Here is an 11,839-nt window from a genome sequence, read left to right on the forward strand (position 1 = left end):
GAAGATGGTGCATCGCTGCGCGGATGCACCCTACGAGACACCTTACACCAACCGCTTCAACCGCTCCTTCGCATCCGCTCGCAGCTGCTTTACCCGCCGAAACAGTTCCGTTCCGGTGTGAATGTAGCTCTCCTCATAGCTCATCGTGAAGCGATCGAATTCATCCAAGCCATCCTCCAGCAGCCCCAGGCAGTGGTAAATATCCGCCGCCACCCCCGCCATACTCGCCGGATTCGCCATTGAGTTAAACTTGCTCTGGGCCTGCTCCAGCCAGGTACGCCCCTGCTCCAGATACGCCATAAACCCCTCCATCAGCTCATCGTCAAAGGGGTCAGCCGACAGCTTGCGAATTTCGGTTCTCAGAGGCGATATGCTCTTGCCTAGCAGCCTGTCCACCGGGCCATACACCAGCTTCAGCCAGGCGTCCTCCCGTGCTTCAGACGATTGCATAGCCTGGCGGGCCTGGCGATACACCGCAGCGGCGGCGGCGGTGCGCTTCGCCCGGTTGGCGGCACTCTCTACTGGGTCAACAGCCACAAACCCCTGACGCTGCTGGTCGTAAACCGTGCGCCGCGACGGGTCACCAATGACTTCGTAGGCAATGTTGATGCGAGCAATGCGATCGTGGGACGCCTGATCGCTCTTGCTGTCGGGGTGATACTGCTTAGCCAGACGACGGTAGGCGCGCTTAATTTCCGCCTGAGTCGCCGACTCGTGCACATCGAGGGTTTGGTAGTGAGTCTCGTTTGCCATAGAGACATTTTAGGGGAGGGAGGGGGTGGGGGGTAAGGGGTGGATGGGTAGGCGGGTGGGGATTAGGCTAGGGACTGATCGATGAAGGTTTGCCAGGTGGGATTGGGTTGCCAGATGCGGTGTAGGTCGGCGATCGCAACAGCAGGGTCTATACCCAGGCGAAGCACACGGTAGAGATAGACGAAGGCAGAGACGCGCATATTGAGAGCACAGTGAACCAAGACCTTAACCTCGCGATTGCGATCCATCACCTTAAAAAAGATGGCCAAATCTGCCGGGGTCGGCGCTTCCCACACCACCGGAATGTGAACGTAGGTCATCCCCAGGCTTTTCAGCACTTCTGCTTCGTTGGCAATGGCATGATCGGAGGTCGACAGCGCCAGATTTACCACGACTGTGTAACCGGCTTCGGCCACCGCCTTAAACTGCTCTGCGGTGGGCTGCCCAGCGGTGCCCAAAGTGGGCGAAAGGGCCAGGTAGTTGCGGATGGCCTGCAAAGAATCAGCGGTCATAGCCAGATCCCTAGGTACGATAAAGAAAACTCACCCTGGAGACTTCAACCCATGGCTATGGTGGAATCTACCATGCTGCCCCTGGGCACCGCTGCCCCCCACTTTGAACTCAGAGACGTTGTCAGCGGCCAAACCATCAACCTCGGCACGTTTGCCGATGCCCCGGCCCTGCTGGTGATGTTTATCTGCCGCCACTGCCCTTTCGTTAAGCATGTGGAGCAAGAGTTGGCCCGCCTTGGCCGAGACTACGACCCCAAGGGCGTGGGCATCGTCGCCATCAGCGCCAACAGCCTGCAAACCCATCCCCAGGATGGCCCAGAACATCTCAAGGCCCAAGCCCAGGACGTGGGCTTCACCTTTCCCTACTGCTTCGACGAAACCCAGGAGGTTGCCAAGGCTTACACCGCCGCCTGCACCCCCGATTTTTTTGTGTTTGACCAGGCCAAAACCCTGGCCTATCGGGGCCAGCTCGACGATAGTCGCCCAGGCAACAACGTGCCCGTAACGGGCACAGATCTGCGGGCGGCGCTAGATGCAGTGCTAGCGGCTGAAGCCATGCCCGGCCACCAAAAACCCAGCATTGGCTGCAACATCAAGTGGACGCCAGGAAATGAACCGGACTACTTTGGGTAGCGTGATCGCCCCACAGCAGCCCAAACGTCACAGAATACAAAGAAGAGCTGGATTATCAAAGCCGTCGATCTAAGCTGCACACACTGGTGCAGAGTTTCGGTCGGATAGAAATCTCGCTCAACTTTGTGGATCGTTATGAGTCGTCTGCGTCGGTTCTTTAAATCATGCCTGGTGGGTCTGATGGCGGTAGTGCTGCTCCAGGCGATCGGCTGTGGCCCGGCCAAGGTATCCGGCCAGCCCCTGCGGCTGACTGTAGGACTAGTGAGCTACGACGACGGCGCTAGCTCACTAGAAAGATATCAGCGCTTTCAAACCTACCTGGCTGAGCAGCTGAAGGCGATCGTTGAGCTAGAGCCCGTGTTCAACGAAATTCGCGCTGTTGAGCAAATTCGTGACGCCAACTGGTCGCTGGTGTTTGCGCCATCAGGGCTGGCGGCGATCGCCATTGCCGAAGCTAACTATCTACCCATCTTCCCCATGCTGGGTGCCCCAAACCAAAAGTCTGTGCTGGTGGTGCGCAACGATAGCCCGTTTCAGGCGCTAGGCGACCTCGCCAACCAAACCCTCGTCCTAGGAGAACCCGGATCTGCTACGGGCTACTACCTTCCCCTCTACGACCTCTACGGCCTCACCCTTAAGGCTATTGAGTTTGCCTCCACCCCCGCTACGGCATTGGAGTGGGTTGCCAACGGCCGAGTGGCCGCAGGGGCCATGTCAGAAGACGCCTTCCAGCAGCAGCGCAGCGCCTTTGATGGCAACATCTTTCGCATTTTGCACGCCAGCCGAGCCATTCCTCCAGGGGCGGTCTTGATTAGCCCCAATATCGATCGCAACCAGCAGCAGTACCTTGAGCAAGCTATGCAGAATGCCCCATCTACCATCACCGCTGATGCGGGCTATGTTCCCAACACGCCCCCACCCGACTTAAGTCAGCTGATCGCTTTAGTTAACAAAGTGCGGCCGTTAGAGTCGCGTATTAAAGAGCAGCCTGTGGTGCTAACCCTAGGTTCTTAGCCGCAGACAATGCGCCGCGCATCCCTTACATATCAACTGTACCGAGATCCTTGGATCGTGAGTTGTGAGACGGCGAGGACTCTATCCATAGGCTAGAATTAGGGCCAAAGTCATTTTCAGAGAGACATTGTTCACCGCTCATTTGCCCGGTGTTTTGCGGTCAAAACGATCGCTAGAACGATAGATCTCAGGTCTAGGAGTGCATGCTATACCATCATCACCGTCTGGGAGGGATTGCCGCCCATGGGATGACGTTCACTGCTGTTCACCGCATCGGTCCGTTAGCTGTTTAGACGTCTCTAGCAACCCTTGGAGCTGACTCGTGTGACCCACGGACATCGCACCCTAGCCGCTATTATGCTGACCGATGCGGTTGGCTTTAGCGCCCGCATGTCAGTACAGGAAGAATTAACCCTCTCCCAGCTCCAGCGCGACCAGGCGTTAATGGAAGCGCTCTGCGATCAGTTTGAGGGCAAAGTGCTGAAGTCAACTGGCGATGGCCTGCTGATGTATTTTGCCAGTGCAGTGCAGGCCGTTACCTGCGGGCTCGAAATTCAAAAAGAACTGCACCGCATCAATGCCAATGCCGAGGGTGAACCCGCCCTGCTGCACCGCATCGGCATCCACTTAGGCGATGTCTTTTTTAGCCAGTCTGACGTCATGGGCAATGGGGTCAATATTGCCGCCCGCCTCCAGAGCGAAGCGCACCCCAGCGGGATTTGCATTTCTAAAATTGTCTACGACGTGGTCAAGTCACGTCTCGATTTAGACACCACCTACGCCGGGCCCTTACGGCTCAAAAACATTCAAGAGCTGGTGCCGGCCTACCATGTCCATGCCCTGCCGAAAGAGCCAAATGAGGCCAGCCCCTCCGCAATCACCACAGAAGAAGGGCTTGAGTCACTTCCTGAAGTCTCTACAGACCGCAAGCTTTTGGCCCCAGGCACTAAGGTGGGCGGTCGCTATATCGTTCAGCGCGTGCTGGGACAGGGCGGCTTCGGTCGGTCTTATTTAGTCGAAGATTCTCAGCGGTTTGGTGAAGCCTGCGTGCTGAAGGAGTTTTTCCCCACCAAAAAGTCGGGGAGCAACTTACGTAAAGCCTTAGATTTATTCAAGCGAGAAGCCAAAACCCTATACCAGCTCGACCATCCCCAGGTGCCTAAGTTTTTGGCCTGTTTTACCCAGAAAGAGCGCCTGTTCATTGTGCAGGAATACATTGATGGGGTGCCCTATTCCCAGCTGATCAAGCAGCGCCGCCAGCAAAACAGCCAGTTTTCTGAGGCCGAGGTCGCCCAGTGGCTGATGCAGATGCTGCAGGTGCTGGATTATCTCCACGGCCTGAATATTGTGCACCGCGATATCTCGCCGGACAACATTATGTATTGTCGCGATCGCAGCTTGCCAGTGCTGATCGATTTCGGCCTAGTCAGCGACGCCATTAGCACCCTGCTGTCTGACGAAGTGACCGCAGCCGACGATGCCCAGCCTGCCACCATGGTGGGCAAATATGGCTACTCACCGCCAGAGCAAATTCACCTGGGCCAGAGTTTTCCCTCCAGCGACCTCTATGCGTTGGGGGTGACGGCGATCGTGCTGCTGACTGGCCGCTACCCCCGTGACTTGATCGACCGAGAGTCGCTCGAGTGGCACTGGCAAAGCTACGTCAGCGTGAGCCCAAGTTTGGCAGCTATTCTCACCCAGCTGGTGCAGCAGAAACCAAAAGCCCGTTTTCAAACGGCCCGCGACGTGATGCAGCGCCTGTCACCTCTGGCCGATGCGATCAAAGTCCCCATCTCTCCTCTGACTGTTGCACCGGCTTGGATTCCGTCTGTCCATCGGCTAACTTCCCCTGCCGTTGCCACACCCAAGATAGCCCTCTCTGAGGGGCAAAATCCCTCATTCATGGAGGCCTGCCGTCAGGAGCTCGCTCGCTGCATTGGCCCCATGGCCAGCGTGATTGTCGAAGACATGATCGAGCAACATCCCCAGGCCACACCGCAGGAATTTGTCGAAATTTTGGCGAGCCAGCTATCCAATGGACGCCAGGCCACAGATTTTGTGAGCCGCATTCAGCTCGCCGTAGGCGAAAACGCCGCCAGCCTGCTCGATGAGTCACAAGATCTTACGGCTGCCGATCCAGAGTCAATATTTGATGTTGTAGACCCAGCCGCAGAGCGTCTCAGCCCAGATTTTGTGAACCGCTGCCGGCAAACTCTGACTCGCTGCATCGGCCCCATGGCCAACTACCTAATCGAAGACACTCTAGCCGATTTTCCGCACCTCTCGCCTCAGGATTTGGTGACTCGCCTGACGGCTGAAATTCCCGATTCTAAAAAGGCAGAGATCTTTCGCCAGCAAATGCAGTAGGGGCACAGCCGATTGGCTTGCGGAGGCAACTTTTATCCTTTAGCTGAGTCTTTTGCCTAAAGCACAATCAGTAATGCCGCGCAGAGTTCCCCAAAGAAAATGGTATGGCAATTAATCATAAATCTGACCTAAAGATTAGCAGATTGATCTCAATGCCAGTTTTAATCAAGGGCTTTGTTTTACGCAGTGCTGTCATCGGTTTACTCTCTGGCAGCGTGCTAGGAGGGTTATTTGGCGTTACTTATCTCGTTTTTATTTTGACAGGATTAGTCAGCGCTGGTTTGGGGATAGGCTTGGGCCTGATTAACGGGTTATTAATCAGTGCCGTGACGGGCCTGTTTTTTTATCCATTGCACCATGGGCGGCGCTATCGGCTAACGCTTACCGTTATAAGCGCTTTTATCGCCTGGGCAGGGGTCATCGCCGTTGGGCCTTGGTATGTTTCTGCCACAGTGATGACGCCTAGCTCAGCCGTTTTGATTGGCTTTGGCTCTGTGTTGGCATCAATAGTGGCTGGGTGGGCGGGCGGATTGCTCGGTCAAAATCTGGCCGACTGGTATAACCATAGACTCATTGCAGAGCAGCCTAGTTGGGCGGCTGAGCCAGCTACGTCGGACACCACGCCGCTAAACAAACCCAAGCGATATTTGGATGATATTTTTTTGGGTCAGCAAGCGGACTGGGTAAAGGTTGCCTTGTTTGCGCTGCTCTGCCCTCGTTTAGGCAACTCGCTTTTGGAGTTTTTGGTTTGTGGTGATCTAAGTGCAGATGTGGTCTCTTGTCTACCTTCGCCGCGTCTTTATACATCGGTGTTGGCAGGTATTAGGGTTTCTCTGCCTATCTTTCTGCTTACTGTAATCGCGATCGCGCTGTTTCAAAGTCTATACAGAATATACAGAACTAGGTGATGGCGAATGAGCTAGCTGCTAAGTGAACTGCGATCGCTCCCTAATTAAGGAATCAGCTAAGACTCTTATTTACCAGAAAAGTCTCCCGAATTGCGTCGCCCTTCTCGGTAGCGCTCCAAGCGCTGCATGGCCATTTGCAGGCTCATTTGCATGCGGTTAAAAGCTTCGGCTAATTGGCCCACTTCGTCATTAGAATCTTGGCTAAACTCTGCCACTGGGTCACCCATGCTGGCCGCTTCCGCTGCCAAAGCCATGCGGTTGAGGGGACGCACCACGTAGCGCTTGAGCCAGAGATTTACCAGCACGATCGCCAGCGAAAAGGCAATCACAAAAATGCCGAGGATCAGCACCAGAGACTGACGGGCACTTTTCAGCACCTTTTCTGCGGGCACGGAGATCATTTGAGCCCCAACAATTTCATCGAGATGCCAGCCAAAGCCGTTGTTGGCACCGTAGCGCTCGATCATGCTGGCCGGGGCAGCGGCTGGGGTGCTGTGGCATTCTAGGCAGCTCGGCTTGCTAATTTTAATGGGGCGAGCAATGTAGTAGAGGCCGCCCGCCGGGGTTTGCCGAAAGCCACTGGTTTCGTGGGCTGTGTTCTGCTGTTTAAATTGTTCGACAAGCTGGGCCTCAAAGCCATCGGCCTTGTCCCTCAAATTGGTGGGGTTGAGGGTGGCCTCTTTATAGAAAAAGTCAGCATAAATCGGGTTGCCACGAAAAGTTTCAAACACTTCTCGCGCAGAATAAGCCGGCACGGTTTCAGGCAAAAACTCGGTATCTAGCCGCGCGAGCAGTTCTGGATTAACCTGATTAGTGGTGTAATCTCGCACAGAATTCATCGTTTCCATCAACATTAAGGCGTTGGTGGTGAGTTGAGCCTGAGCGCTCTGGTTTAAAACCGAAGATAGGGCGATGCTGCTGGCAATAATGCCCCCCAGAAATACGAGCAGCAGCAGCAAGGTAAATTTTTGGCCGAGTTGCAAGTTATCGAGCTTGAGCATGGAGTGGCATGGGTGGATGGTTCCGTCATCAAATACACCTGCACCCGGCCTGCTTCCGGAGACACTAGGGGTTTTGCAAAGAAGAGCAATACTTCCATGCCCAAGCCCTTGTCTGCGGCGCAGATGCTGTCAATTGTAGAGCGAAGCCTGTTCCACCTAAGGGAGTGAGTAACAGTTCAACATCTGCGAAAAATTGGCGTTAGGTTGCCCATTATCTGAGATCCAAAAACCTTAAGCCAATCAAGTTCTTTACTTAAGCTGAGCCAGCTTTTGGTTGGCAGACCTGAGCATTTCGCTGGCCCGAGCATGGCTGGTGGTGTTGGGTTGAACTTTTTCTAAATCGTTGATGATGTCTTGCAGCAGGCTGGCAATCTGGTTGCGCTCCATACCCTCTAGGTTTTGAGCCAGCATACGAGTGCTTTTTTCGTTAGCGCTGTCGAAGGCTCGGGCGGAGGTCTCTTCTTTGTCGATGTTTTCTTGCACAATGCCGAGATTGTTTTGGTATTGGGCCAGCAGGGTTTGGGCCTCGCCATAGCCCAGATCTTCGATGGGAATGTTTTCTAGGCGGGCGATCGCCGTTTCCCAAAGCCCCGCAACGGTCTCCCAGCGGGCGGCACTGTGCGGCGGGTTTTGGCCGGCTACGGCAGCTTCATAGCCAAAGGCTTTAGCCGCATCGACCAGTGTGCCAGAGCGGTTGCCACCAGCGATATTGCCCGCCACCTGCTGATAGTCGCGCTGATAGGCATTCAGTTTGGTGGCCGACTGCCGTCCGGCTAGCGTTTCTGGTGGAATTTCGTTTAGCCGATCCATTCCCTGCTGCCAAATGGTGAAGGCTGTGGCCCGGTCGGTACTAGATGCCGCTGTTTGAAATGCCTGCTGTGCCCCATCGACGGTCGTGGTGCCTTCCGCCAGAAGGGTTTGGGCGTTGCGCTCTTGAAACACGACGGCCTCCATGCGGCCAATTTCGGCGCGGGCGGTCTCAAACTCATCGAGGGTAAACCGCCAGCTACAGCCCACAAACCCACAGTAGCCCTGTGGGTAGTAGCCTAAAAACCACACCGGCAGGCCGTCTAAGTGCTCCTGGGCCTGGGTGACTTTTTCTTCGCCTAGTTCAATATCTTGGGCTGAGGTGGCCTGGTTTACCAGCTGGTCGGCCTGCTCTACCAGCGACACCGCTTGCCGATAGTCGCGATCCATCTTGATATAGCTGGGCAGCAAAATTAGGGGGGCCGTCTTGGCCACAGGCCAGCGAACCATGGGGTAGGGCAGGTTGAGCACCCATGTTATCCCGGCCAGCCCCGCCACCGTAACCACTGCCGAACCCAAACACCCAAATGTACGAGCCACCATAACCGTTGTTTCTCAATCAAAGCAAAGGCTGTTTCAGTGTTCCCCTGGGAGCCAGCTCTGTTGCTTTGATTGGCCATCTAGTTGTGTTGATTTAGCGATCGCTCAAACCGCTTCAAAATTGGCAAAAACCCCTGCATCCCAGTTTTGGGATGCAGGGGGTTCACAATTAAACAGCTAACTGGGGCTACTTGCCGCCGTAGAAGTAGGCGATCTCTTTGTCTTTGAGGGGCGCAAAGTCGGCCGCTTGCAGCATGGCGTTGAGGTCATCAGCGGCGAAGTGCTTGGCCCCAATGCGCACAATGCGCGATCGCATCGAGTTAGACACCCCGCTGCGCTGCCGCCCGGCTTCTTTAGCCATCACCGTGTGGTAGAGGTCGAGCTTAGCGGCGGGAATGGGGGTGCCGTCGAGGTCAATGCCCTGGGCGATCGCGGCATCTACGGCATCGGCCCCGGTGGTTGGCGTTTGAGACATGGTAGCTAGTCCTGCTAACGTGAGTAGTCCCAAAATCCTACCAGACCGCGATCCCCGCCTGGGCTGGGGGCAGAGCTAGCGGTTACGACTTTGCCACCGCTACCGGCTGGCTGCCCTCGATTTCTTTGACCACACGGGTCTTGCTAGCGCGCAGGTGTTGGCTAATCGCCGCCACAGCCCCATCGGGGTCGCGGCTGAGAATGGCCTCGTAGATTTGGCGATGCTCTAGGCGAATGTCGAGCACGTTGGGGTTTTGCTGAAGGGTTTGAATGCGCAGCAGCGCCATGGCATCAAACAGGCTATCTAACAGCGACACCAGCCGCCGATTGCCCGAGCCTTCGGCAATCAGATGGTGAAACTGGTAATCGACATCGAGCAGGCTCTCGGCCGAGAGGCTGCCGTGGCTGTTGGCGATGGCCCCTTCAGCCTTGGCCACACAGGCGGCGATCGCCTCAAGCTGATCCTCAGTGGCGTGGGTGCAGGCTCCAGCCACCGCCAGCGCCTCTAGGGCCAGGCGGCAGTCGTAGAGTTCTTCGGCATCGGCAGCCGTAATGGTAGTTACCCGCAGCCCGCCGCTGACGTCGGCGGTCACCAAACCGTCTTGCTGGAGCTGGCGCAGGGCCTCCCGCAGGGGGGTGCGGCTCACCTGTAGCCACTCGGCTAGCTGAGTTTCTACTAGGCGATCGCCCGGCGAAAGCGCCCCGGTCAAAATGGCCGATCGCAGCGCATGGTAAACCTGCTCATACAGAGACTTGCCGCGGTTGATGGTAGGGGGAGACGATAAAATCACAGGGGGCTTAACCTCTGGAGCAGGGAGAATACTGGCCCAATGGACTGCCGCAACGCGCGGTGCGGCTAGAACGGCAATACTTCCTAATCATACAAAGTTGGCCCGTAATGAGGGCCAAAAAAGTTCTCAAGGTGCAGAAAAGCTGCCCTAAACCAGGAATAACTACAGAATTGCTGCATTTAAACGTTCTCCGGAGCGATCCTGACCTATCGTTCCATCGCTAGCTTCAAGACCGGGAGCAAGTAAGGCCTTCACAAGAATCTCAGCCCGTTGCCGTAAGCTGATAGTTGAGATCAACCGCAACGAATATAACTATGCAAATTGTGCGCAGGCTGTTGTTGGGCCTACTGCTGCTAGCCACCGTGGGGCTGATGTGGGACGCCCTACCCTTCTACGCCACCGCCGACTCGATGCCCAAGTCTACGGCAGTCTCTGACCCCAGCTTAGCCACCGCTACCTTTGCCGGAGGCTGTTTCTGGTGCATGGAAGGCCCCTTTGACGAGCTAGAGGGCGTGATTTCGACCACCTCGGGCTATACCGGCGGCACTAAGGTTGACCCCACTTACGCCGAAGTTTCCGCTGGGAGCACTGGTCATGTGGAAGCGGTTCAAGTCGTCTACGACCCTGATAAAGTCAGCTACGAGACGCTGCTTCAGGTCTTTTGGCAGAATGTAGACCCAATAGACAGCCGAGGCCAGTTCTGCGACAAGGGCAGTCAGTACCAGGCCAAAATCTTTGCCAACGACGACCAACAGCAGGCCTTGGCAGAACAGTCTAAACAAGCGCTGAGCGCTGGGCCGAAGTTTCAGAAAAATCCCATCGTTACGGCCATTGAGCCTGCCCAGGCTTTCTACCCCGCTGAAGACTACCACCAGGACTATTATCTGAAGCACCCGCTGCGCTATAAGTATTACCGCACGGCCTGTGGGCGCGATCGCCGCTTGGCCGAAGTGTGGGGCAATGGGGAGTAGGAGGTGGATGGGTGGATGGGTAGATGACTAGCACCTGACACCTAACACCTGAAACCTGACACCCAACACTTGAGATCTAAACAAACTGACTACCGTGCAGGGATTTCTGAACTTCTATAAGCCCCAGGGCATGAGTTCTCACGACTGCGTAGGGGCAGTGCGGCGGCTAACAGGCATCAAAAAAGTGGGTCATGGGGGTACGTTGGATCCTTTGGCTGAAGGAGTGCTGCCCATAGCTGTGGGTCGGGCCACACGCCTGCTGCCCTACCTGCCAGAGGGCAAGGCCTATCGGGCGGTGATTCGCTTTGGCATCACTACCACCACCGACGATCTAGAAGGAGAAATTCTTACCCAGCAAGCCGCCGATCGCCTGACGGTGGAGGATATTGCGGCTTGCCTACCCGAGTTCCAGGGGACAATCGATCAGGTGCCCCCAGCCTTTAGCGCCATTCAGGTGCAGGGGCAGCGCCTCTACGATCTGGCGCGCAAGGGTCGGGTTGTCACGCCGCCCTCGCGCGTTGTGACGATCCACCAACTATCGGTACAACACTGGCAGCCGGGAGAGCAGCCAGAGTTAACGCTGAATATAGACTGCGGCCCTGGCACCTACATTCGCTCGATCGCGCGAGATTTGGGCGATCGCCTCGGCACCGGAGCCACCCTGGCCCATCTGACACGCACCCGCAGCGGCGGCTTTGACGCGTCGCACAGCCTCACACTGGACGATGTGACGGATTCGGTTGCAAAGCAGGCATTGAGGCTGGTGGATCCGGCGCTATGTCTGGGGCATCTGCCTGCGATCGCCCTGCCCGCCGAGCTGGCTCTGCGCTGGCAGCAGGGGCAAAAGTTTCCGCCCACCATGGTAATACCGCCAAACACTCCATACCGAGTCATCAACGAGTCAAGCGGGGAATTCTTGGGCATCGCCCAGCTCGAAGAACGGGAAGAAGGGCCGATTCTCAAAGCAAAAATGGTGCTTTAGGGACAGGTAGAGTGCTTGCCATAACCCTCGCCTAAGTTATTTCTTTGACTGGATGCTACAGCTGTTGCACTGGGCGAATGCCATTC

12 protein-coding genes are annotated in these 11,839 nt (G+C 56.1%); 6 read left to right on the forward strand and 6 right to left on the reverse strand.

The genetic code is table 11. The features are described 5' to 3' along the window. Positions 1-42: 42 nt before the first annotated feature. Both H6F57_RS22860 and H6F57_RS22865 read right to left on the reverse strand, forming a co-directional pair. The gene (locus tag H6F57_RS22860; protein ID WP_190624470.1) at positions 43-753 is read right to left on the reverse strand and encodes a DnaJ domain-containing protein; all 711 of its coding nucleotides are present in this window, start codon (positions 751-753) and stop codon (positions 43-45) included. Positions 754-815: 62 nt separating this feature from the next. Next, positions 816-1,265, reverse strand: a complete 450-nt coding sequence (locus tag H6F57_RS22865; RefSeq protein WP_190624471.1) for a protein tyrosine phosphatase family protein — start codon at positions 1,263-1,265, stop codon at positions 816-818. Positions 1,266-1,316: 51 nt separating this feature from the next. Between H6F57_RS22865 and H6F57_RS22870 the strand changes: the two genes are divergently transcribed. From H6F57_RS22870 to H6F57_RS22885, 4 genes are all read left to right on the forward strand, one after another. Then, positions 1,317-1,898 (forward strand): thioredoxin family protein, encoded by a 582-nt coding sequence (locus H6F57_RS22870; RefSeq protein ID WP_190624472.1) that lies wholly within the window; start codon positions 1,317-1,319, stop codon positions 1,896-1,898. Between the two features lie 135 nt (positions 1,899-2,033). Beyond that, positions 2,034-2,912 carry a PhnD/SsuA/transferrin family substrate-binding protein gene (locus H6F57_RS22875; protein ID WP_190624473.1) on the forward strand — a complete coding sequence of 293 codons (879 nt, stop codon included), beginning with the start codon at positions 2,034-2,036 and terminating at the stop codon, positions 2,910-2,912. 324 nt (positions 2,913-3,236) lie between these two features. After that, entirely contained in the window at positions 3,237-5,279 is a 2,043-nt protein-coding gene (locus H6F57_RS22880) for a protein kinase (protein WP_190624474.1), read from the forward strand. Between the two features lie 104 nt (positions 5,280-5,383). Next, positions 5,384-6,187, forward strand: coding sequence for a hypothetical protein (locus H6F57_RS22885; protein ID WP_190624475.1), 804 nt, complete (start codon positions 5,384-5,386; stop codon positions 6,185-6,187). A 65-nt stretch (positions 6,188-6,252) separates the two neighbouring features. Here the strand turns inward: H6F57_RS22885 and H6F57_RS22890 are convergent, their stop codons facing one another. The 4 genes from H6F57_RS22890 to H6F57_RS22905 form a co-directional block, all read right to left on the reverse strand. After that, positions 6,253-7,188, reverse strand: coding sequence for a DUF3365 domain-containing protein (locus H6F57_RS22890; protein WP_190624476.1), 936 nt, complete (start codon positions 7,186-7,188; stop codon positions 6,253-6,255). 249 nt (positions 7,189-7,437) lie between these two features. Continuing rightward, on the reverse strand, positions 7,438-8,538 hold the full coding sequence (locus tag H6F57_RS22895; RefSeq protein WP_190624477.1) for a hypothetical protein: 1,101 nt from the start codon (positions 8,536-8,538) through the stop codon (positions 7,438-7,440). A gap of 184 nt (positions 8,539-8,722) precedes the next feature. Continuing rightward, entirely contained in the window at positions 8,723-9,010 is a 288-nt protein-coding gene (locus H6F57_RS22900) for a DUF4090 family protein (protein WP_190624478.1), read from the reverse strand. A gap of 82 nt (positions 9,011-9,092) precedes the next feature. Then, positions 9,093-9,800, reverse strand: coding sequence for an FCD domain-containing protein (locus H6F57_RS22905; protein WP_190624479.1), 708 nt, complete (start codon positions 9,798-9,800; stop codon positions 9,093-9,095). Positions 9,801-10,114: 314 nt separating this feature from the next. Between H6F57_RS22905 and msrA the strand changes: the two genes are divergently transcribed. Together msrA and truB are read left to right on the forward strand one after the other, a co-directional pair. After that, positions 10,115-10,771 carry a peptide-methionine (S)-S-oxide reductase MsrA gene (gene msrA / locus H6F57_RS22910; RefSeq protein ID WP_190624480.1) on the forward strand — a complete coding sequence of 219 codons (657 nt, stop codon included), beginning with the start codon at positions 10,115-10,117 and terminating at the stop codon, positions 10,769-10,771. Between the two features lie 94 nt (positions 10,772-10,865). Continuing rightward, positions 10,866-11,753: a tRNA pseudouridine(55) synthase TruB gene (gene truB, locus H6F57_RS22915; protein WP_190624481.1), complete on the forward strand. Its 888-nt coding sequence runs from the start codon at positions 10,866-10,868 to the stop codon at positions 11,751-11,753. Positions 11,754-11,839: the final 86 nt, after the last annotated feature.

Origin of the sequence: Leptolyngbya sp. FACHB-60 (genome assembly GCF_014695775.1) — a bacterium.
In the GTDB taxonomy this organism is placed as follows: Bacteria; Cyanobacteriota; Cyanobacteriia; order Phormidesmidales; family Phormidesmidaceae; genus Nodosilinea.